The organism is Arthrobacter sp. Soil_N43 (genome assembly GCF_057655195.1).
Genome location: NZ_JBDGML010000075.1, coordinates 13288 through 34114 on the forward strand (window position 1 = coordinate 13288; position 20827 = coordinate 34114).

Consider the following 20827-nt stretch of genomic DNA (forward strand, 5'->3'; position numbering starts at 1 on the left):
TTATCTCCCTTGCTTGGCGCGGGTGTCCCATATGCAACGAGTGTTATAAGGATGTGACCTTAGTCACTTATGTTCACGTCTAAATTGCACTAGCTTGAAACTAACTCAGGAACACCTGACCAATCGCATCAAAGGCTGTTCGCACCTTTCGATCGAGGAGACTCTCAAATGATTTCACTCCCCCAGGCGGCGCCCCGAGTCGCTAAGCTAACAGCGCTTAGCATCGGCGTCGCCCTTCTGGCTACGGCCTGCGGTGGCAGCCCCACCCCAAGCTCGACGGAAACGACCGCCGCGGCAGGGGGCATCGCCTGCCCGGCACCCAGTGCCACTGCAGGTGCCACGAGCACCGCAGCAGAGACTGGCTCCGTGCCTGCTTCGACCACCACCACCCCCACGCCGCTGAAGATTGGATCGCTCCTGCCGACAACGGGGTCGCTGGCGTTCCTCGGCCCGCCCGAGATCGCCGGTGTGAACCTCGGCATCAAGGAAGTTAACGACGCCGGCGGCGTCCTGGGCAAGCCGGTACAGGTGATCCACCGTGACTCCGGCGACACGAAGACCGACATCGCAACGCAGTCCACCACGGCACTGCTGGGCCAGGGAGTCAGCGCCATCATCGGTGCAGCATCCTCCGGTGTGTCCAAGACCGTTATCAACCAGATCACCGGAGCAGGCGTAGTGCAGTTCTCGCCCGCCAACACGTCGCCGGACTTCACCACGTGGGAGGACAAGAACCTCTACTGGCGCACCGCTCCCTCCGACGTGCTGCAGGGCAAGGTCCTGGGCAACTACATGGCGACCTGTGGCGCCCAGACCGTCGGCATGATCGTCCTGAACGATGCGTACGGCACCGGCCTGCAGAAGAACGTCAAGGAAGCTTTTGAAGCAGCAGGCGGACAGGTTGTGGCCGAGGAACTCTTCAACGAGGGCGATTCGCAGTTCAGCAGCCAGGTGGACAAGGTCATCGCGGCCAAGCCGGACGCCATTGCCCTGATCACCTTCGACCAGGCCAAGAGCATCGTGCCGCTGCTGACCGGCAAGGGCATCAAGCCCACGCAGCTGTTCATGGTGGACGGCAACACGTCCGACTACAGCAAGGACTTCAAAGCCGGCACCCTGAAGGGTGCCCAGGGCACCATCCCGGGCACGTTCGCCAAGGAAGACTTCAAGAAGAAGCTCCTCGCCATCGACCCCGCCCTGAAGGACTACAGCTACGCCGGTGAGTCCTACGACGCCGTGAACCTGATCGCGCTGGCCTCAGAGGCTGCCAAGAGCACCAAGGGCACCGAGATTGCCAAGCAGCTCAAGGGCGTTTCGGAAGTCGGGGAGAAGTGCACTACCTTCCCGGCCTGCGTCACGCTCCTCCGTGAGGGCAAGGACATCGACTACGACGGCCAGTCCGGCCCGGTGACCTTCTCGGACAAGGGCGACCCCACCGAGGCCTACATCGGAATCTACGAGTACCAGGACGACAACAAGTACGCGCCGTCCAAGGAAGAATTCGGCAAGCTGTAAGCCGTTCTCCCCGGTAGGCAGCACAAGGCCCCCGTCCTGAGGACGGGGGCCTTTTGTGCGCACCCTGGCATTCGGCCCCAGCTACCGTTCCATGGGCCCTGCCGCGTGCGTGGGCACGGCGGGGATAGGGCAGGCATGCAGCAGGGCCGCCACCGGATCGGTGACGGCCCCTGAGCGTTTCTGAGGAGTGTGTGCTGTGTGCCTACTTCTCGTGTTCGTCGGCCAGCGTTCCGAGGTACAGCTGGATGACCTTGGGGTCCTTCATGAGTTCCCGGCCGGTTCCCGTGTACGCATCCTTGCCCTGGTCCAGGACGTAGCCGCGGTCGCAGATCTGCAGGCAGCGGCGGGCGTTCTGTTCCACCATGATCACGGACACACCTGCCCGGTTGATCTCATGCACGCGCAGGAAGGTCTCGTCCTGTTTGACGGGGGAGAGGCCTGCGGACGGCTCGTCCAACAGCAGCACGGCGGGTTCCATCATGAGGGCACGGCCCATCGCCACCATCTGGCGTTCGCCGCCGGACAGGGAGCCAGCACGCTGGGCCCGGCGTTTGCCGAGCTCAGGGAACAGGCTCGTCACAAAGTCGAAGCGCTTGGCGAAGTCCTTGGGCCGCTGAAACATGCCCATCTGCATGTTCTCCTCGATGGTGAGGGAAGCGAACACGTTGTTGTTCTGCGGCACGAAGCCCACGCCTTTTGTGACGAGCTTGTTGGCCTTCAGACCGGTGAGGTCCTGGCCGCGCACCACAACAGATCCTGAATGCACCTTCACGAGGCCGAACATGGCCTTCAGGAGCGTGGACTTGCCAGCGCCGTTCGGGCCGATGATCCCGATCAGCTCGCCCTTGCGGGCCTCGATGCTGCAGCCGTTGAGGATGTTGACGCCGGGCAGGTATCCGGCCACCAAGTCGGTGACCTTGACGACCGAGCCGTCTGCTGCTGCGGTGCTTGCGGCCGGGGCCGCGCTTGTGGCGCTCATGCTTTGTCCTTCTCTGCGTGGCCGGGCTCCGAAATGCCGGTCTTGAGGTCGGGTGCTACGACGTCCACGGCGATGATGCCTGCGTCTTCGGTGCCGACGATCGACTCCTCATCCGCCACGAGTTCCTGCTCCAGCGCCTTGATGCCCTCGGAGTCGCCAAGGTCGACGTCGTGGTGCGCGCCCAGGTAGGCGTCAATTACGGCCGGGTTCTTCATGACTTCGCCGGGCGGTCCCTCGGCCACGATCTTGCCCTCGGCCATGACAACCACCCAGTCCGCGATGTGGCGCACCATGTTCATGTCGTGTTCCACGAAGAGGACGGTCATGCCCTCCGCCTTGAGGTTCTTGATGTGGTCCAGCAGGGACTGCGTCAGGGCAGGATTGACGCCAGCCATGGGCTCATCGAGCATCACCAGTTTGGGGCTGACCATGAGGGACCGAGCCATTTCGAGCAGCTTGCGCTGCCCGCCGGACAGCGATGCCGCGTAGTCGTCCTTCTTCGTGTCCAGTTTGAACTTCTCCAGCAGGACGTTGGCCTGCTCGGTGATCTCCTTCTCCCTGCCGCCCCACATGCCTTTGAAGAGGGCCTTGGACAGCCGTTCACCGGGCTGTTGCGAACCGCCGAGGCGCATGTTCTCCATGACCGTCAGTTTGCCCATGACCTTGGTGAGCTGGAACGTCCGGACCATGCCCATGCGCGCCACCTTGTAGGAGGACACGCCGGCAATGCTTTGCCCTTCGAACTGCCACTTGCCGGAGTTCGGGGTGTCGAAGCCGGTGAGCAGGTTGAAGAGGGTGGTCTTGCCGGCCCCGTTGGGGCCGATCAGGGCGGTGATCTTGTGACGCGGGATCTCAAGGTACTCGACGTCGACGGCGTTGATGCCGCCGAAGCTGCGGGTCACGTTTTCGGCGACGACGATCGGGTCCCGTTTCTTGCAGCCGGGGGTGTTCTCGCCGACGGCGATTGCGCGGGCGTCGTTCATGTAGTCGACGCCTGCTTCCATTGAATCTTGGCTGTGCTTGCTCATGCGAACGCCAGCTCCTTCTTATTGCCAAAGACACCCTGCGGCCTGAAGATCATCAGCAGCATCAGGGCGATGCCCACGAGGATGTAGCGCAGCTGGCCTGCCTGGACGGTGGTCAGCCAGGTCACTGCGCCGGATTCGATAAGACCGTACAGAATGCCCTGTGTCAGGGACAGGACCACCCAGAACATCATGGCGCCGATCACCGGCCCCAGGACTGTCGCCATGCCGCCCAGCAACAGGCAGGTCCACAGGAAGAACGTCAGCTCCGTGCCGTAGTTGGCGGGCTGGACGGCGCCGCGGGGCAGCGTGAAGACCATGCCGGCCAGGGCGCCCAGGATGCCGCCGATGACGAGGGCCTGCATCTTGTAGGCGTACACGTTCTTGCCAAGGGACCGCACCGCGTTCTCGTCCTCGCGGATGCCCTTCAGGACCCGGCCCCACGGGCTGCGCATGAGGAGCCAGACAATGAGGCAGCAGATGGCGGCAAGGGTCCAGCCGACGACCCTGATGAAGAAGTCGCGGTTGTTCATGCCGAGGTAGGAGCCTTCGGGGAACGGGTTCATGGCGTAGAACCCGCCCTCGAAGGCGGCCAGTCCGTTGGCCGATCCGGTGACCGACGTGAGCTGGTTGGTGGTGACCACGTAGCGCACGATCTCGGCTGCCGCGATGGTGACGATGGCGAGGTAGTCGGCGCGGAGGCGGAGGGTGGGGATACCCAGCACCAGGGCAAACAGCACGGAGCAGACGATTGCGATGAGCAGCCCCACGAAGAATGGAACGCCGAAGCTCAGAGTGGAGATGGCAAAGCCGTAGGCGCCCACGGCCATGAAGCCGGCCTGGCCGAAGTTCAGCAGGCCCGAGTAGCCGAAGTGAACCGCAAGGCCGAGCGCGGCGAGTGCGTAGGCCGCCGTCGTCGGGCTGAACAGTTCACCGGCAGCGCTGGAAAGTATGAATCCGAAGTCCATGGCTGTCTCCTAACCCACGCGCTCGCGACGGCCCAGGATGCCCTGGGGACGGAACAAAAGGACAACAATCATGATGAACAGTGCTCCCACGTACTTGAGGTCGGCCGCGAGGCCGAACACGGTGGTCAGTTCGACGAAAATACCGACGATGACTGATCCGATCAGGGCGCCGAAGACGGTCCCGAGGCCGCCCAGCGTAACTCCGGCGAAGATGAGCAGCAGGATCTGGGAGCCCATGTCGAACGTGACGCCAGGACGGTAGTACGCCCAGAGGATGCCTCCGAGCGACGCGAGGATGCCGCCGACGATCCAGACAAGCCGGATGACGCCGTCGACGTCGATCCCTGACGCGGCTGCCAGTGCCGGGTTGTCCGCCACCGCGCGGGTGGCCTTACCGAGCCGGGTTTTCAGGAGCACGATGCCGATCAGGGCGATAACGATGGCGCTGATCACCAGCGACCACAGGTTGTTGGGGGAGATCGAGACCGGACCGATCTGGATTTCCGCGCTTTGCGCGAAGGGGAGCTGCTGGGTGGCGCCTCCGAAGTAGAACTGGATGATGTACCGGACCGCCAGCGCCAGGCCGATGCTGACGATCATCATCGGGACGAGGCTGGTGCCCCGGCTCCGCAGCGGTTTCCAGAGGCCGCGGTCCTGGGCGTAGCCGAAGAGGCCGCCGCCGAGGAGGGCAAGGATGATGGCGAGCCAGAACGGCAGGTTCATGGCGTTGAAGGCAAAGACCAGGACGGCGCCGAGGGTGACCATCTCGCCGTGGGCGAAGTTGGTGAGTCCGGTAGTGCCGAAGATGAGGGACAGGCCCACGGAAGCCAGGGCGAGGAGGAGCCCGAAGCTCAAGCCGGCCACCAGGCGGTTGAGGAGGTTCTGGCCAAAGTCCTGCTGCTGGACCACGATGCCCTTGCCGAAGGCAAAGATCACGGAAAGGTTCGAGGTCTGGCTGAACGTGACATTGCGCGGGTTGGCCTGGCCCTCGGCGAGCTTGATGCCCTCCGGGAGGGTGGATTCGTCCAGTTCCACTTCATAGGTGCCCTGCGTGGGAACTCCAATCCGCCAGGATCCGTTGGCACCCGAGGTTGCGGTTCCGGTGAAGTCACCGCTCGTAACGGTGATCTTCACACCTTCGAGGGGCGCGCGCGCATCGTCACGGAGGAAGCCGCTGATGCTGTTTTGGAACTGCTGGTTCGACGGGGGTGGTGTCGGAGAGGGGGTGGCGGCCTGCGATGCGGGTGCAGCGACCAGCAGGAGCGCCAGGACAGTGGCGGCGATTGCCCCCAGGGCCTTCAGCAGTCCGGCTGGCCGTCTGCGCGGCAGGCCTCTCGGTGTGCGTCTCAAATTGAAAACCTCCACATGGGGGTGGTCTGGGTTGCGTCGTTGCAACCGCTGCGAACGGAGAAGGTGACGGGGTGGTGCCGTGATGCGGTTGACTGGTTGTGATATGTGTCACCTTACTTCGCTCATGTTACAGCCCGGGCAGTACAAAGTTTGCCGTCCGGCGTTGCCGCCAGATAGCGATCAGATAACAACTGTGAAGCTGGTCGGGACCATTAGTTCAGCTGACCTAATGAAAACTTTTGTTGTGTCCCAGTATTCCTAAACAGTCCGTCGGACTGCCCCGCCGGGGGCTTCCGAAGCCGTGCGGCAGGTCACGATTCCGTGTCGGCGCGGGCGCCGGCGGAACTATACCTGCCGCTGGGGCGTGGGAATTGATAGTTTGAACTAAGGAAAGATCCACAACCCCTTTATTTGGAGGACACCCGCAATGGCACTTGGCGGAAACCCGATCTTCAACGGAAAGAACTTCCGTGGAGCCACCCAGGCACCGCCTGTCCCGCAGGCGTACGGCCAGAACCAGTACGGCCAAAACCCGCACGGCCAGGGCGGCTACGGCCAGGCCCCCGTCATGGATGCACCAGGCTGGGCTGCCCAGCAGAACATGACGCAGGACCAGCTGCAGCAGATGTACAACCGGCCCGCAGCCGGTCCGGCCGAAACCGGGCGGATGACGTATGACGACGTTATCGTCAGGACGGCAGCCTGCCTCGGCGCCGTGATGGCCGGTGCTGCCGTCACGCTGTTCGTAAGCATGTCCCTGGCCAGCATGCTGATGATCGTGGGCGCGCTGGGCGGCTTTGTGCTGGCCCTCGTCAACACGTTCAAGAAGCAGCCCTCGCCCGCACTCATCCTGGCCTATGCCGGCCTCGAGGGACTGTTCCTCGGCGGACTGACCCGCATCCTGGACGGCATGTTCCCGGGCGTCGGGCTGCAGGCCGTCATCGGCACGCTCTCCGTGTTCGCCGTGACGCTGCTGCTCTTCAGGAGCGGCAAGGTGCGCGCCACCCCCAAGGCCATGCGCTTCTTCATGATCGCCATGATCGGCTACGCCGTGTTTGCCCTGGTCAACATGGTGATGGTCTGGACCGGCGCCGTGCAGTCCCCGTTCGGTCTCAGCACGAGCATGCAGATTTTCGGCATCCCGCTCGGTGTCTTCATCGGCATCCTCGCCATCGGCCTCGCCGCTTTCTCGCTGATCATGGACTTCACGAGCATTGAAGCCGGCGTCCGGGCAGGCGCCCCCGAACGGTTCTCCTGGACGGCGGCGTTCGGCCTCACCGTCACGCTGGTCTGGCTGTACGTGGAAATCATCCGCCTGCTGTCCATCCTCCGCGGCGAAGAATAAAACGCAACGCCGGCAGACGCCGTCGTGCTCTAACTAGCCGAGAGGGCCCCGCTGAACGCGGGGCCCTCTTTGCGTCTGCCGGGTGTTCGTCAGGACGACGCCGGCGATGACGATGAGGCCGCCGATGACCTGGGCGGCGGAATACGGGTGGCCTGCGAGGATGGTGATCGCCGCAGTGAACACGGTGATGAGGTTCAGGAACACGCCGGCGCTGCCTGCGGGGATGACGGTCAGGGCGCGGTTCCACAGCAGGTACGACAGCACCGAGGGGAAAATTGCGATGAAGGCCAGGGAGGTGACCGCTTCGGCCGTGGACGGCAGGGCGGGCCCGCCGGTGGCGAGGCTGATCGGGGTGAGCACGGCTACGGTGACCGCGGCCTGGACGGCGGTGCCGGTGATCGGCGGCACCTTCGGTGCCAGGCGCCCGGTGACCGTGTAGCCGGTCCAGGCGGCAATGGCGCCGATCATGAGCAGCTCGCCAGGTCCGAACCCGGTGCCCAGCAGGGCGGACGGGTCGCCGCCGCTGAGGACGACGAGGACGCCCACCAGGGCGATCAGCACACCGCCGATCGCCGTGAGGGTGAGGCGTTCACGCAGGAAGATGGTGGCGGCCAGGGTGATCAGAGCCGGGTTGAAGGCGTTGATGAGGGACGCGCTGAACGCGTCGGTGTGCTGCAGCGCGGCATACAGCAGCAGGTTGTAGCCCAGCAGCCCGAACATGCTGAGGGCGATCAGCCACGGCCACGCAGCCGCCACCTGCCGCCACTGCGGACGCTCGACCACCTGCGCGATCAGCAGCAGCGGGACAAGGGCAAGCGCCCAGCGCAGCAGGACGAGACTGAGGGGGTCGATGCTCTCCACCGCGCCGGCGCCGACGACGTAGTTGCCGGCCCAGAAGAGCGTCGCCCCCAGCAGCGAGGCGACCGCGATCCCCACGGCGCGTCGAGGGGTGCGGCCGGCCGGCGGGGCGTCCGTGTGGGTGCTGGAATCCGGGATGGTCATTCTCACCTGAGGCGTTCCAGCACCAGGGCCATGCCCTGTCCGCCGCCCACGCAAAGGGTCGCCAGGCCCAGGGTGCCGTCCGTTTCGCGGAGGCCGTTGAGCAGCGTGGTGGTGATGCGGGCTCCGGTCATGCCGAAGGGGTGGCCCAGGGCAATGGCGCCGCCGTGGATGTTGAGCTTCGCGGCGTCGATCCCCAGTTCGCGGGCGCTGGCCACCACCTGCACGGCGAAGGCCTCGTTGAGCTCCACGAGGTCGATGTCGCCGATCCCCAACCCGGCAGCCGCCAGGGCCCGCCGCGTGGATTCCACCGGACCCATTCCCATCAGTTCGGGGGAGAGGGCGCTGGCGCCGGTCGAGACGATGCGGGCCAGCGGCTCCAGCCCCAGTTCCTTCGCCCGGGCGTCGCTCATGATGACCATGGCGGCCGCACCGTCGTTGAGCGGGCAGGCGTTGCCGGCCGTGACGGTTCCGTCCCGGCGGAACACGGGCTGCAGGGCGCTGACGGCTTCGAGGGTGACGCCGGGCCTTGGCGAATCGTCCCGGTCGACGACGGTGCCGTCGTGCCGTTCATAGGGCGTGATTTCCCTGGCGTAGAAGCCGGAGGCGATGGCCGCCTCGGCCCGGTTCTGGCTCAGCACTGCCCAGGCGTCCTGCTCTTCGCGGCTGATGCCGTAGGACGTGGCCACGTTCTCGGCGGTTTGCCCCATCGCGATGTAAATGTCCGGCATCCGCCCGCCCAGCCGCGGGTCCGTCCACGGGGTGTTGGACTCGGCCCGTGCCGCGGTCCGCTGGCGCGCCGGTTCAAACAGCGGGTTGTGGTTGCCCGCGTCGGTTTCCCCTGCCCCTGCCCAGTTCTGGTACCGGGAGACGGCCTCGACGCCGCCGCTGACGAAGGCATGGCCTTCTCCCGCCTTGATCGCGTGGAAGGCCATGCGGACGGTCTGCAGGCTTGAGGCGCAGAACCGGTTGACGGTGGAGGCAGGCACCGTGTCCAGGCCGGCCAGGATGGTGACCACCCGCGCCATGTTGGAACCGGCCTCGCCGCTGGGCTCGGCGCATCCCAGGTAGAGGTCGTCCAGCCCGGGGCCGCTGTTTCCGGTCGGATCGAAGGACGGCAGCTTGGCCAGCGCAGCGGCCACCATGGCGGCCGCCATGTCATCCGGGCGCTCGTCCTTCAGCGAGCCCTTGAAGGCGCGGCCGATCGGGCTTCTGGCGGTTGAAACGATGACTGCTTCCGGCATGCGCCAAGCCTACGCCCGCAGCTAGGCCAGCCGCATCGCACCGGCTGCGGGGGTGACAGTGAAGATGTCCGGCGCGGTAAATCCCGCCCGGGCAAAGGCCTGTTCGACGGCGGTCCGCACCCGCCGCTCCTCTGCCACCGGCGTCAGGGCGATGGCAGCCCCGCCGAACCCGCCGCCCGTCATCCGCGCGCCGATGGCGCCGTTCGCCCGGGAGGTTTCGACGGCCAGGTCCAGCTCCGCACAGGAAATCTCAAAATCATCCCGCATGGACACATGGCTGGCGTCCAGGAGCGGCCCGATCGAGGACGGCCCGTGCCGGCGCAGCAGCTCGACAGTCTGCAGGACCCGGTCGTTTTCGGTGACTATGTGGCGGACCCTGCGGAAGGTGACCTCATCCAGGAGGCCGCTGGCTTCCTCAAGGTCACCCACGGCGACGTCGCGCAGCGCCTTGACGCCAAGCACCTCAGCGCCCAGTTCGCAGGAAGCGCGGCGGGAGGCGTATCCGCCGTCGGCATGGGAATGGGACACCTTGGTGTCGATCACCAGCATGACCAGGCCGGCAGTTTCGGCCTCGAACGGCACCAGCTCGACACTCTGGTCGCGGCAGTCCAGGAACACGGCGTGCCCCGCCGAGCCGCGCAGCGAGGCGGACTGGTCCATGATGCCCGTGGGTGCACCGACGAAGTCGTTCTCGGCGCGCTGCGTCGCCAGGACCATGTCTTCCGGGCTGAGGCCCGCACCGGTGATGTCGTTCAGTGCCGAGATCACAGCGCACTCGATGGCATGGGACGAGGAGAGTCCGGCGCCGAGGGGCACGCTGGAATGCAGCAGCAGGTCAAGCCCCGGGACGTCGATGCCGCGCTGCTGCAGCGACCACATGACGCCGAGTGGGTATTTGGTCCAGCCCTTGGCGGACTGCGCCTCCAGGTGCCCCGTATCCGCCGTTGTCATGCCCTGGTCCCCATAGGTGGACAGGAGTCGGATCGTTGAGTCGGAACGGACTCCGACTGCGATGCGGGCCGTCTTGTCGATCGCGAACGGAAGCACGAAGCCCTCGTTGTAGTCCGTGTGCTCGCCGATCAGGTTGACCCGGCCGGGGGCCTGCCAGACGCCGTCCGGCTCCCGGCCGAACGCGCTGCTGAACTGTTCGGCGAGGTGCGCGGTGCTGGCGGCGGTCATGCGTGGGCTCCTTCGATCAGTGCCGGGGCGGACGGGGCGAGTGCTTCAGCCGGTGAGGCAGGGACTGTGACGGCGCGGAGCCGCTCCGCTACGAGTTCCGGGGTGGTGTCGTTAATGAAGGCCCCCATGGCGGCCTCGGACCCTGCCAGGAACTTGAGCTTGTCGGCGGCGCGGCGCGGGGAGGTGAGCTGCAGGTGCAGGTAGCTGGCCGGGCGGAGCACGCTATCCACCGGTGCCTGGTGCCATGCCGAGATGTAGGGGGTCGGCGTCGGGTAGAGCGCGTCCAGGCGCTTGAGCAGGTCGAGGTAAACGTGCGCCAGCTCGTCCTTTTCCTCTCCGCTGAGGGCCGCCAGGTCCGGGACCTGGCGGTGGGGCACGAGATGGATTTCAAGGGGCCACCGGGCGGCGAACGGGACGTACGCGCTGAAGCTGTCGCTTTCCATGACCATCCGGCTGCCGTCCTCCCGCTCCGCCTTGAGGAGGGAGCCCGTCAGCGTCTGGCGGCCGCCGGCGGTGTCGTAGAACTTGCGGGCGGCTGCCCCCATCACGGCGGCGCGGGGTGTGACGTACGGATAGGCATAGATCTGGCCGTGCGGGTGGTGCAGGGTGACTCCAATGTCCGCCCCCCGGTTCTCAAACGGGAAAACCTGCTTGATGCCGGGCAGGGCACTGAGCGCGGCGGTCCGGTGTGCCCAGGCTTCGACCACGGTCCGGGCACGCGTTTCGGTCAGGCCACTGAACGACCCGGTGTGCTCTGGCGTGAAGGTGACCACCTCGCACCTGCCGAAGGCGGGCCCCGTGGTGCCCCAGCCAGGGCTGTCCGGAACCGGGCCCACGGCCGGACCGAGGGAGGGGAAACGGTTTTCGAACACCACCACGTCGTAGTCCGGCGCCGGGATCTCCGAGGGGTTGGCGTCGGTGGTGGGGCAGATCGGGCACTGGTCTGCCGGCGGGAGGTGCGTGCGGGTCTGCCGGTGGGCTGCCACGGCCACCCATTCTCCGGTGAGCGCGTCGAACCGGACCTCTCCGGGTTCGCCGCGGGCCGGGAGGTCACGGAGGTCCGGCGTGGTTTCGACTGACCGCGGCCGGGCGGACCCGGCGTCGTCGAAGTAGAGCAGTTCCCGGCCGTCGGCGAGATGGGTGCTGGTGATGTGGGTCATGCGTTATGTCCTTTGAATGCTGCAACCGGACGGTTCCGGCCGGCCGGGTGGTGGGTGGGGGAGCTTGCTGCAGGCGCCTGGGGCGGCGCTCCGCGTGCGGGGTGTCCCTCGGACGAGGGAAGCGGCACGATGCGGACGTCACGGACCATCTCCCGGAGCAGCCGTGCTGCCGCCGGGCCGTCGTGGCCGGTACGGATCCTGGCGTCGGTGACCAGCGTGTGAACAGCCGATAGCGGCGCGATTCCGGCCAGTCCGACCATGCCGTACTTCGTGGCGTCGGCCAGCACGGCCAGCGCTCCCGAGGCCGCAATCATGGCGGCGTTGACCTCGGCTTCGAGGAGGTTGGGCGACGTGATGCCTGCCTGCGGGTCGATGCCATGGACGCCCATGAAGCAGATGTCAGCGTGCAGGTGATCCATGGCGTGCATCGTCACAGGGCCCACCAACGCCTCGGAGGGCGTCCGCTGCCCGCCCAGCACGAGCGTCCTGATGCCGCCGCCTTCTGCGTCCGGCCGGGTGGTTTCCGAGGGTGCCGGACCAGCCAGCGCGTTGGCCACCATGATGGAATTCGTGGCCACCGTCAGGCCAAAGTTGCGGGGGAGGAGGCGGGCGAACTCGTAGGTTGTGGTGCCGCCCGAGATGAGCAGCGTCATGTCGGGCCGAAGCAGCGTCAGGGCTTCCGTGGCGATGGCACGCTTGGCCTCGGTTTCCTGGGCGGACTTGCTGAGGAACGCGGGTTCGACGGCGCCGAAGGTGCCCGTGCGGGTGGCGCCGCCATGGACGCGGAGCAACAGGCCGTCGGCGTCCAGGGCGTCGATATCGCGCCGCACGGTCATTTCCGAGACGCCGAGCACAGCGGAGAGGGCGGCCACGCGGACTGTGCCGTGCGCTTCGAGTTCCTGGAGGATCACGTGCTGGCGCTGGGCTGCAAGCATCGCTTTCCTCCTTCCTGGCCGGTACGGGGCACATCACCATTGTGTCATAAAACGCTCAAAAACAAATAGTTTCTAACAAAACAGAACATCGCGACCCGCAGGCGCTGGCGCGCCGAGGGCTGTACGGTATGTCCATGACTTCCGGCACCTTTTCCGTATCCAGTGGTGACCAGCCCGAACGGAGGCGCTGCGCCTCCGGGCTGCAATACGAACTGAGGCGCGGCGACGCCCTCGCCGTGGTGACGGAGCTGGCCGCGGGCCTGCGCTTGTACAGCCGGGGCGGAGTCCAGCTGACAGAGACCTACGGTGACGCCGATATCCCGCCGGGCGGCAACGGCATCACGCTGGCGCCCTGGGCGAACCGGGTGGAGGACGGCGTCTGGCACCTCAACGGCAAGAAGCAGCAACTGGACATCACCGAGGTTTCCCGGAACAACGCCAGCCACGGCCTGCTGCGCAACGCCTCGTACGCCCCGGTAGCCGAGTCTGAGTATTCGGTGACACTGGAGGCCCCGGTCTTCCCCCAGCACGGCTACCCGTTCCTCGTCAGGCACCGGGTGGAGTATTCCTTGGACGAAGACCTGGGGCTGGTGGTGCGCCAAACGCTGACCAACGACTCCCGCGCGGACGCGCCGTTCGTGCTGGGAGCCCACCCCTATCTTCGGCTGGGCGGGATCCCCAGCGAGGAGCTGACCCTCACCGTGCACGCCCGTACGCGGCTCGTAGCGGACGACAGGCTCATTCCGCGGAGCTCCGCGCCCGTCAGCGGCGACACCGATCTCCGGCAGGGCAGGAAGGTGGGCGACCTCGACATCGACGTCGCACTGACGGACCTGGAGTTCGACGGCGGCATCGCCCGCCACACGCTGTCGGCGGCTGACGGCCGCAGCGTGAGCCTGTGGCAGGACGCCACGTGCCCCTTCGTCCACGTTTTTGTGACCGACAAATATCCGGGCCGGCCAAAGGCCGTGGCACTCGAACCGATGACCGGTCCGGCGAACGCGTTCAACTCCGGCCACAGTCTCCGCTGGCTGGCGCCGGATGAGTCGTTCACGATGTCCTGGGGCATCAGCGCCTCGGCGGATATCGCTTCCTGATCTGCAGTACCGCCCACCCGTTGCGCCGTGCCGTTTCCCATAGCCGCACAGCTAGGGAATTATTGGGCTATGACGCCAGCTAAGGACGCCACGCCAGAAGAACCGGTCAGGCCCGCCATCCTTCCGCCCCCGCGGCCACGGACCGAAAGGGAACTCGAGCAGGACATTCCCTACGGTGTCCGCATCGCTGCGGCCTGGGCGTGGCGGCTGGGGCTGATCCTCCTGATAGTGGGCGCCCTGGTATGGCTGCTCGGCAAGATCAGCTTCCTGATCATTCCGGTGATGGTGGCGGCCCTGCTGGCAGGCCTGCTCAGCCCGGTCGTGGGGTGGCTGCGCTCGCAGCGGCTTCCCAACGGAGCAGCCGTGGCCGTCACGGTCCTTGCCTTTATCGGGCTGATCGCGGGCTCGCTGGCGCTGGTGGGGCGGCAGCTCGCGCTGGGTTTCCAGGAGCTGTGGAGCGAGGCCCTGGCGGGAGTCCAGCAGGTCCAGGACTGGCTGGCCCAGGGGCCGCTGCACCTGACCGCCGCGCAGATTGACCAGTACATCCAGGAGGCGACGGCGGCGCTGCAGAACAACAGCAGCAGCATCCTCAGCGGGGCGCTTTCCTTCGGCAGCACGGCGGGACACTTTGCCGCGGGGATGATCCTTGCCCTGTTCATCCTGATCTTCTTCCTGCTGGAGGGCGACCGGATCTGGGCGTTCCTGGTCCGGCTCCTGCCGCGGCGTGCCCGTATCCCCGCCGACGGCGCCGGCCGCCGCGGCTGGGCCTCCATGGTCAGCTATGCGCGGATCCAGATGTTCGTGGCGTTCGTGGATGCGGTGGGCATCGGAGTCGGCGCGGCCATCATCGGCGTCCCGCTGGCGCTGCCGCTTGGTGTCCTGGTGTTCATCGGTTCCTTCATTCCGGTGGTTGGTGCACTGGTGACCGGCGCCATCGCCGTGCTGCTGGCGCTGGTTGCCAACGGCCCCGTCAACGCCCTGGTGATGCTGGGCATAGTGCTCCTGGTCCAGCAACTGGAAAGCCACATCCTGCAGCCGCTGGTCATGGGCAAGGCCGTGGCGCTGCATCCCGTGGCCGTGATTCTCGCCGTCGCGGCCGGTTCCTACCTGGCCGGCATCCCCGGAGCCCTTTTCTCCGTGCCCATCCTCGCCGTAGCAAACTCGGCGATTCGGTATATTGCAGGCAGAACGTGGGAACATGATCAAGTGCTGGCTGGCGCGCGCGGCGGTGCCGTGGGAGGTCCGGCCGGCGCAGACCAGGACAACACCATCAAGGAAGTCCGGTTGCCGGGTGCGAGTCCCGGCCACGGCAAAGACGCCGATCGTGGAACAGGTGCTCCGGCCAGACAGTCTGCGCCGGGCCCCGAAGCAGAATTTCCCAAAGGAGAATAGTTCGTGAATACCCCTGAAAGCCTTCCCGTCACGCTGGACGATGTCCTTGAGGCGCAGAAGCTGCTTGACGGGATCATTACCCGGACGCCCGTCGAATCATCCCGGGCGTTGGGCGCGATGGTGGGCGGCCAGGTCTTCTTCAAGTGCGAGAACCTCCAGCGCGCCGGCTCCTTCAAGGTGCGCGGCGCCTACGTCCGGATGGCCCGCCTGTCCGAGGCGGACAAGAAACGCGGCGTGGTGGCTGCGTCCGCCGGCAACCACGCGCAGGGCGTGGCGGTCGCCGCGAAGAGCCTGGGCATCAAGGCCCGGATCTACATGCCGCTCGGCGTGGCGCTTCCCAAGCTCGCCGCCACGCGCAGCCACGGTGCCGAGGTGATCCTGCACGGCCACAACGTGGACGAGGCGCTCGCCGAGGCGCAGCGCTACTCCGATGACACGGGCGCGGTCTTTGTCCACCCCTTCGACAATGTGGACGTCGTGGCAGGCCAGGGAACGGTCGGCCTGGAAATCCTCGAACAGGTGCCGGACGTTGACACGGTGCTCATGGGTGTCGGCGGCGGCGGCCTGCTGGCAGGTGTGGCCGTGGCAGTCAAAGCACGGGCAAAGGAACTCGGCCGGGAGATCCGCATCATCGGTGTGCAGGCCGAAAATGCGGCGGCCTACCCGCCGTCGCTGGCGGCGGATGCCCTGGTGCCCCTGAAGAGGGTGTCAACCATGGCCGACGGCATCGCCGTGGGGCGTCCCGGACAGCTGCCCTTCAGCATCATCCGGGAACTCGTGGATGACGTGGTCACCGTCAGCGAGGATTCACTGGCGCGGGCCCTGATCTTTCTGCTGGAGCGCGCCAAGATGGTGGTGGAACCGGCCGGTGCCGTGGGGGTGGCTGCGCTCATGGACGGAAAGATTGAGAACCCCGGAACCACGGCCGTCATCCTGTCCGGCGGCAACATCGACCCCATGCTGATGCTGAAGGTCATCCAGCGGGGCCTCTCCGCCGCCGGCCGGTACATGACAGTCCGCATGATGCTCGATGACCGTCCCGGCTCGCTGGCCACCATTGCACGGATCATTGCCGAGAACGACGCCAACGTGACGGGCCTTGACCACACGCGGGTGGGCGGGTCCATCAGCATGGGAGACGTTTCCATCACGGTGAACCTTGAGACCAAGGGCCACGAGCACGGGGAACAGGTCTTGAGCGCGCTGCGCGCCGAGGGTTTCCAGCCGATCGTGGTGCACTAGGAGCCAAAGATGCTGCAGACACCAGGCGAACCTCCGGCAACGCGGGACACCCCGGCGTCACGGGCCAAGGGCGGACTCCTGGTGGTCGGCGCCTTCGTTCTGCTGCTCTTCGCGCTCGAGCTCGTCAACACGGCGATGCTGCACGGCCTAAACCGCGTCTTCGGCCTCAGGCCCCGCAGCGCCGACGGAATCCTGGACATCTTCACGTTTCCGCTGCTGCACGCGAACCTGAACCACGTCCTTTCCAACGCGCTGCCGCTGATAATTTTCGGCTTCCTGGTGTTCATGTCCGGAGTGCGGGTCTTCCTCACCGCCGTCGCCTGCAGTTGGCTGGGATCAGGCCTCGCCGTCTGGCTGATCGGCAACCGCGGGATCACGGTGGGCGCGTCCGGCCTGGTCTTTGGCCTGTTTGCGTTCCTCCTGGTGCGGGGCTTCTTCAACCGCAGCTGGTGGCAGATCCTGCTGTCCGTTGTCCTTTTCATGGCGTATGGCAGCATCCTGTTCGGACTGATTCCGAGCGTTGCGGGCTTTGTCTCCTGGCAGGCGCACCTCGGCGGGGCCGTCGGCGGCGTCCTGGCCGCGGTAGTGCTGCGCGTGCGCAGCGCAGCCCGCCGGGACTGACGTGTTAAAAGCGCGACGCCGGCCCTCCCGCAAAGTGGGGAGGGCCGGCGTCGCGCGTTGCGGCAGGACCCGCTGAAACGGAAGCTTCCGCCTAGCCCACGTACGGCTTGGCGGACAGGATCTCGACAGAGATCTCCTTGCCGTTGGGGGCGATGTAGCTCAGGGTGTCGCCCTCCTTGTGGCCCATGATGGCCGCGCCGAGAGGGGACTTCTCGCTGAAGACGTCAATGTCGGAGTCTCCGGCGATCTCACGGGAACCGAGCAGGAACGTCTCGTCGTCGCCGGCGATCCGGGCAACGACGATCATGCCGGGCTCAACGATTCCGTCATCGGCAGGAGCCTCGCCGACGTGAGCATCGCGGAGCAGCTGCGTGAGCTGGCGGATGCGGGCCTCAATCTTGCCCTGCTCCTCCTTGGCGGCGTGGTAGCCGCCGTTTTCCTTGAGGTCCCCCTCTTGGCGCGCAGCCTCGATCTTCTGGACGATTTCCGCCCGGCCGGCGCTGGAAAGGTGGTCCAGCTCTGCCTTCAGGCGGTCAAAAGCTTCCTGGGTAAGCCAAGCTGCAGGCGCGCTGTTGGTGGTAGACACGGACATCTCCTCTAGTGGTTAGCAAGCAGGTCATACAAGCAAAGACCCCGCCACGGTGGCCACTTGTGGAACTCAGTAACCAACTCAGCGGGGTAAAGGTATTGGTCCATTGTAGTCAATCCTGTGGATAAAACCCAAAGGGTGAGCGGCGTGGGTCACATTCCTACTTGGCGCTACCGGGGACCCAGCAGCTGTCCACGACTGCCGAGACGGACTGGGATTCAGTGCGCAGCACCTCCCGCAGGGCGACGGTGCGGCCGCCGTCAGGACTCTCCGCGCCTCCGGACTCCGCCGGGGCCGGCGGTATGTCCACGACTTTCCAGCCGACGATGGCGAACTTCGAGTCGAGGGCCTTGACCGCGCATTTCACGGCGGTCCCGGGGTCCCGGGAAACCTGGAAGTCCAGCTCGGTCTGGGTGGCATCCACGGTCCGGTAGCCGACGTCCTTGAACGTGACCGATGACATGGCCGAGGAGGTGGATACCCAGGCCAGGAATCCGATCCCGGCCGCCAGGGCCGCAATCGCCGCACCTCGTTTGGCTTTTCGGGACAGCGTGCGCTTTGGACCGCCATAGCGATTGGCTAGGCTAATGTCTGCAGGCAGGGGGGTGCCCGACTTGTCCTCGGTAGTCACCATTCCAGTTTAGTGGGGATCAGGCGGGGAAATATCCGGTGCCCGGCACTGCAACCGGCAACAGTAGAAAGAGGAGCAGTCCCACATGACAGCGTCCGAGAGCCCGTCAGCTACACTCCGCCTCTTGGCCGTGCACGCCCACCCGGATGACGAATCCAGCAAAGGCGCCGCGACGATGGCCATGTATGCCGCGGCAGGGGTGGACGTCATGGTGGCCACCTGCACCGACGGCTCGCGCGGTGACATCCAGAATCCCGCCATGGAAGGCGAGCCGCACCCCAAGAGGGACATGGCGGGGGCCCGCAGGCTGGAGATGAAGGAGGCCGCACGGATTCTGGGGGTGAAGCAGCGCTGGCTGGGCTTTGTGGACTCGGGGCTGCCTGAGGGGGATCCGCTTCCCCCGTTGCCGCCTGGTTCGTTCGCCCTGCAGCCGCTTCACCGTGCCGCAGCACCGCTGGTGCGCCTCGTCCGGGACTTCAAGCCGCATGTCGTTATCAGCTATGACGAAAAGGGCGGCTACCCGCACCCCGACCACATCATGGCGCACCGGGTGGCGGTAGAGGCGTTCGAGGCCGCCGGAGACCCGGACAAGTACCCCGGGACCGGCGAGCCCTGGGCACCGAGCAAGCTCTACTACGACCGTGCCTTCAGTCCCGAACGCTTCCGTGCCCTGCATTTCGCCCTTGAAGAGGCCGGGCTGCAATCGCCGTACGCCGAACGCCTCGCCGCCTGGCTTGAGGCCGACGCCGAGGGGCATACGGCGCCGCCGCCTGCGCACCAGACCACCACCCAGGTGGACTGCGGGGATTTCTTCGAAGCCCGGGATGATGCCCTCCGCGCGCACCGTACCCAGGTTGATCCGCTGGGGTTCTTCTTTGCGGTGTCTTCCGACATGCAGCGCCGGGCCTGGCCTTGGGAGGATTACACGCTGATCCAATCGCGGGTGCCCGCCGACCTCCCGGAAAAGGACCTGTTCGCGGGGCTAAGATAGAAACATCGGATAGTTTCTATCCGATGTAGAAATATACGATGTACAAATATGACAGCGTAGAAAACAGCGGCGTAGAAGAAGAGCGGCGCAGAAAACAGCGCTTTAGTGCGCCGGCCGGACGTCCCGCGTACAGCCCACCAAGAAAGTTTCCACAGTGCACCACATGCTCATCGCCCTGGCGTCCTCCCCGGCCCCTTCGCCTTCCCTGCGGCCGGGCCTCTCCGAGGACCAGGTGACCCCCGGCCTGCTCGGCTTCCTGCTGACGGCCTTCATCGTTGTGCTGACGGCGCTGCTTATTGTGGACATGGTCCGCCGCATCCGGCGGGTGCGCTACCGTGCCCAGGTGGAAGAGGAACGGATGGCGGCGGCAGAGGCTGCGGACATCGCCCACGACGACGCCGCTGCCGGCAATGCCGACAACACGGACAATACCGGCAATACCGGCAATACCCGAGTTACGGACAAAACAGACAATGCGGGCAGAACCGACGCCTGACTCCGGCGACCGCAACGCCCTGGGTGAGGAGCCCTCGGCGTACCTCCGGCAGCATGCGGGCAACCCGGTGCATTGGCAGCCCTTCGGCGACCAGGCGTTCGCCCGGGCCGCAGCCCGGAACGTTCCGGTGTTCCTCTCGATCGGCTACGCCGCCTGCCATTGGTGCCATGTCATGGCCCATGAAAGCTTCGAGGACCAGGCCACGGCCGACTACCTGAACGCGCACTTCGTCGCCGTCAAGGTGGACCGGGAAGAACGGCCGGACGTGGACGCCGCCTACATGGCCGCCACGCAGGCGATCAGCGGCGAGGGCGGCTGGCCCATGTCCGTTTTCCTGACACCGTACGGGCTCGCGTTCCATGCCGGCACCTACTTCCCGCCCCGGCCGATGCCCGGCCGGCCGTCGTTCCTGCAGGTGCTGGAGGCGGTGCACGACGCATGGGAGGAGCGCCGCGATGCCGTGGAGCAGAATGCCCGCTCCCTCGCCCAGACCATGGGCCACGCCCAGCTCTCTGCCGCAGTGAACCTCAACGGGCCGCCCGGACTGCTCGATCCGGACGTGCTTCCGGCTGCGGTCCGCTCACTGGGCCGCTCGGAAGACCCCGACGACGGCGGGTTCGGCGCCGCCCCCAAGTTCCCGCCGTCGGCGGTACTTGAGTTCCTGATGAGGCATGCCGCCGTCCCCTCGGACACGGCGGGGGAGGCGCGCGACATGGCCGGCCGGACCCTGGCCGCCATGGCGCGCTCGGCGTTGTTCGACCAGCTCGACGGCGGCTTCGCACGGTATTCGGTGACCCCGGACTGGTCTGTGCCGCACTTCGAAAAAATGCTTTACGACAATGTGCAGCTCCTGAGGGCCTATGTCCACTGGGTGCGGCTGGGCGGAACGCCGGGCTTTCCCGCGGCGGAAGCGGCCGACGTCGCCGTGCGCACCGCCGAATGGATGCTGGCATCCCTCGGGCTCCAGGCTGCCGGGCCGCACGGCGCAGCGGAAGCGCTGGCGTCCTCGCTCGATGCCGACTCGGTGGTCAACGGAGAACACCACGAAGGCGCCAGCTACCTCTGGACG

General features: G+C 66.2%; 20 protein-coding genes. 9 read left to right on the top strand and 11 right to left on the bottom strand.

Features of this window, described 5'->3' with window-relative positions; genetic code table 11:
• The first annotated feature begins 168 nt into the window (after positions 1-168).
• Positions 169-1515: an ABC transporter substrate-binding protein gene (locus AC3A3W_RS08150; RefSeq protein ID WP_487441796.1), complete on the top strand. Its 1347-nt coding sequence runs from the start codon at positions 169-171 to the stop codon at positions 1513-1515.
• Positions 1516-1717: 202 nt separating this feature from the next.
• Here AC3A3W_RS08150 and AC3A3W_RS08155 read toward each other — a convergent pair whose 3' ends face one another.
• Genes AC3A3W_RS08155 through AC3A3W_RS08170 form a run of 4 tightly spaced genes read right to left on the bottom strand, consistent with a single transcriptional unit; the run spans position 1718 to position 5837 of the window.
• Entirely contained in the window at positions 1718-2494 is a 777-nt protein-coding gene (locus tag AC3A3W_RS08155) for an ABC transporter ATP-binding protein (RefSeq protein ID WP_487441797.1), read from the bottom strand.
• Complete coding sequence (locus AC3A3W_RS08160; RefSeq protein WP_487441799.1) at positions 2491-3522, bottom strand: ABC transporter ATP-binding protein; 1032 nt, start codon at positions 3520-3522, stop codon at positions 2491-2493. The genes AC3A3W_RS08155 and AC3A3W_RS08160 overlap by 4 nt, the downstream gene beginning before the upstream one ends.
• Positions 3519-4487, bottom strand: a complete 969-nt coding sequence (locus AC3A3W_RS08165) for a branched-chain amino acid ABC transporter permease (RefSeq protein WP_487441800.1) — start codon at positions 4485-4487, stop codon at positions 3519-3521. The genes AC3A3W_RS08160 and AC3A3W_RS08165 overlap by 4 nt, the downstream gene beginning before the upstream one ends.
• Positions 4488-4496: 9 nt before the next feature.
• On the bottom strand, positions 4497-5837 hold the full coding sequence (locus AC3A3W_RS08170) for a branched-chain amino acid ABC transporter permease (RefSeq protein WP_487441802.1): 1341 nt from the start codon (positions 5835-5837) through the stop codon (positions 4497-4499).
• Between the two features lie 427 nt (positions 5838-6264).
• Between AC3A3W_RS08170 and AC3A3W_RS08175 the strand changes: the two genes are divergently transcribed.
• A complete protein-coding gene (locus tag AC3A3W_RS08175) occupies positions 6265-7182 on the top strand; it encodes a Bax inhibitor-1/YccA family protein (protein WP_487441804.1) in 918 nt (305 codons plus the stop codon).
• A gap of 33 nt (positions 7183-7215) precedes the next feature.
• Here the strand turns inward: AC3A3W_RS08175 and AC3A3W_RS08180 are convergent, their stop codons facing one another.
• Genes AC3A3W_RS08180 through AC3A3W_RS08200 form a run of 5 tightly spaced genes read right to left on the bottom strand, consistent with a single transcriptional unit; the run spans position 7216 to position 12699 of the window.
• Positions 7216-8184 (bottom strand): DMT family transporter, encoded by a 969-nt coding sequence (locus AC3A3W_RS08180; RefSeq protein WP_487441806.1) that lies wholly within the window; start codon positions 8182-8184, stop codon positions 7216-7218.
• Positions 8185-8186: 2 nt separating this feature from the next.
• Entirely contained in the window at positions 8187-9425 is a 1239-nt protein-coding gene (locus AC3A3W_RS08185) for an acetyl-CoA C-acetyltransferase (protein WP_487441808.1), read from the bottom strand.
• A gap of 21 nt (positions 9426-9446) precedes the next feature.
• Entirely contained in the window at positions 9447-10604 is a 1158-nt protein-coding gene (gene galK, locus AC3A3W_RS08190) for a galactokinase (RefSeq protein WP_487441809.1), read from the bottom strand.
• Positions 10601-11764 (bottom strand): galactose-1-phosphate uridylyltransferase, encoded by a 1164-nt coding sequence (gene galT / locus AC3A3W_RS08195; protein ID WP_487441810.1) that lies wholly within the window; start codon positions 11762-11764, stop codon positions 10601-10603. Before galT ends, galK begins: the two co-directional genes overlap by 4 nt.
• Positions 11761-12699 (bottom strand): DeoR/GlpR family DNA-binding transcription regulator, encoded by a 939-nt coding sequence (locus tag AC3A3W_RS08200; RefSeq protein ID WP_487441811.1) that lies wholly within the window; start codon positions 12697-12699, stop codon positions 11761-11763. The genes galT and AC3A3W_RS08200 overlap by 4 nt, the downstream gene beginning before the upstream one ends.
• 134 nt (positions 12700-12833) lie before the next feature.
• On the opposite strand from AC3A3W_RS08200, the gene AC3A3W_RS08205 reads away from it, so the two are divergent.
• From AC3A3W_RS08205 to AC3A3W_RS08220, 4 genes are all read left to right on the top strand, one after another.
• Positions 12834-13796 (top strand): aldose 1-epimerase family protein, encoded by a 963-nt coding sequence (locus tag AC3A3W_RS08205; protein WP_487441813.1) that lies wholly within the window; start codon positions 12834-12836, stop codon positions 13794-13796.
• A 69-nt stretch (positions 13797-13865) separates the two neighbouring features.
• Complete coding sequence (locus AC3A3W_RS08210; protein WP_487441815.1) at positions 13866-15188, top strand: AI-2E family transporter; 1323 nt, start codon at positions 13866-13868, stop codon at positions 15186-15188.
• A gap of 3 nt (positions 15189-15191) precedes the next feature.
• Positions 15192-16430, top strand: a complete 1239-nt coding sequence (ilvA, locus tag AC3A3W_RS08215) for a threonine ammonia-lyase (RefSeq protein ID WP_487441817.1) — start codon at positions 15192-15194, stop codon at positions 16428-16430.
• A gap of 9 nt (positions 16431-16439) precedes the next feature.
• Positions 16440-17051: a rhomboid family intramembrane serine protease gene (locus tag AC3A3W_RS08220; RefSeq protein ID WP_487441819.1), complete on the top strand. Its 612-nt coding sequence runs from the start codon at positions 16440-16442 to the stop codon at positions 17049-17051.
• A 91-nt stretch (positions 17052-17142) separates the two neighbouring features.
• Here the strand turns inward: AC3A3W_RS08220 and greA are convergent, their stop codons facing one another.
• Together greA and AC3A3W_RS08230 are read right to left on the bottom strand one after the other, a co-directional pair.
• On the bottom strand, positions 17143-17637 hold the full coding sequence (greA, locus tag AC3A3W_RS08225; protein ID WP_487441821.1) for a transcription elongation factor GreA: 495 nt from the start codon (positions 17635-17637) through the stop codon (positions 17143-17145).
• A gap of 163 nt (positions 17638-17800) precedes the next feature.
• Entirely contained in the window at positions 17801-18271 is a 471-nt protein-coding gene (locus AC3A3W_RS08230) for a DUF4307 domain-containing protein (RefSeq protein WP_487441822.1), read from the bottom strand.
• Between the two features lie 85 nt (positions 18272-18356).
• Here AC3A3W_RS08230 and mca point away from each other — a divergent pair, with 85 nt between their 5' ends.
• The 3 genes from mca to AC3A3W_RS08245 form a co-directional block, all read left to right on the top strand.
• Positions 18357-19262, top strand: a complete 906-nt coding sequence (gene mca, locus AC3A3W_RS08235) for a mycothiol conjugate amidase Mca (RefSeq protein ID WP_487441824.1) — start codon at positions 18357-18359, stop codon at positions 19260-19262.
• Positions 19263-19416: 154 nt separating this feature from the next.
• A complete protein-coding gene (locus AC3A3W_RS08240) occupies positions 19417-19758 on the top strand; it encodes a hypothetical protein (RefSeq protein ID WP_487441826.1) in 342 nt (113 codons plus the stop codon).
• Positions 19736-20827: thioredoxin domain-containing protein (locus AC3A3W_RS08245; protein WP_487441828.1), on the top strand; the 1092-nt coding region annotated here is incomplete at its 3' end. The genes AC3A3W_RS08240 and AC3A3W_RS08245, both read left to right, overlap by 23 nt.

Coding starts and splice junctions, on each gene's coding strand:
- AC3A3W_RS08150 (WP_487441796.1), top strand. CDS start 169: ATGATTTCACTCCCCCAGGCGGCGCCCCGAGTCGCTAAGCTAACAGCG.
- AC3A3W_RS08220 (WP_487441819.1), top strand. CDS start 16,440: ATGCTGCAGACACCAGGCGAACCTCCGGCAACGCGGGACACCCCGGCG.
- AC3A3W_RS08180 (WP_487441806.1), bottom strand. CDS start 8,184: ATGACCATCCCGGATTCCAGCACCCACACGGACGCCCCGCCGGCCGGC.
- AC3A3W_RS08165 (WP_487441800.1), bottom strand. CDS start 4,487: ATGGACTTCGGATTCATACTTTCCAGCGCTGCCGGTGAACTGTTCAGC.
- AC3A3W_RS08210 (WP_487441815.1), top strand. CDS start 13,866: ATGACGCCAGCTAAGGACGCCACGCCAGAAGAACCGGTCAGGCCCGCC.
- AC3A3W_RS08155 (WP_487441797.1), bottom strand. CDS start 2,494: ATGAGCGCCACAAGCGCGGCCCCGGCCGCAAGCACCGCAGCAGCAGAC.
- AC3A3W_RS08205 (WP_487441813.1), top strand. CDS start 12,834: ATGACTTCCGGCACCTTTTCCGTATCCAGTGGTGACCAGCCCGAACGG.
- galK (WP_487441809.1), bottom strand. CDS start 10,604: ATGACCGCCGCCAGCACCGCGCACCTCGCCGAACAGTTCAGCAGCGCG.
- AC3A3W_RS08200 (WP_487441811.1), bottom strand. CDS start 12,699: ATGCTTGCAGCCCAGCGCCAGCACGTGATCCTCCAGGAACTCGAAGCG.
- galT (WP_487441810.1), bottom strand. CDS start 11,764: ATGACCCACATCACCAGCACCCATCTCGCCGACGGCCGGGAACTGCTC.
- mca (WP_487441824.1), top strand. CDS start 18,357: ATGACAGCGTCCGAGAGCCCGTCAGCTACACTCCGCCTCTTGGCCGTG.
- AC3A3W_RS08175 (WP_487441804.1), top strand. CDS start 6,265: ATGGCACTTGGCGGAAACCCGATCTTCAACGGAAAGAACTTCCGTGGA.
- AC3A3W_RS08185 (WP_487441808.1), bottom strand. CDS start 9,425: ATGCCGGAAGCAGTCATCGTTTCAACCGCCAGAAGCCCGATCGGCCGC.
- AC3A3W_RS08160 (WP_487441799.1), bottom strand. CDS start 3,522: ATGAGCAAGCACAGCCAAGATTCAATGGAAGCAGGCGTCGACTACATG.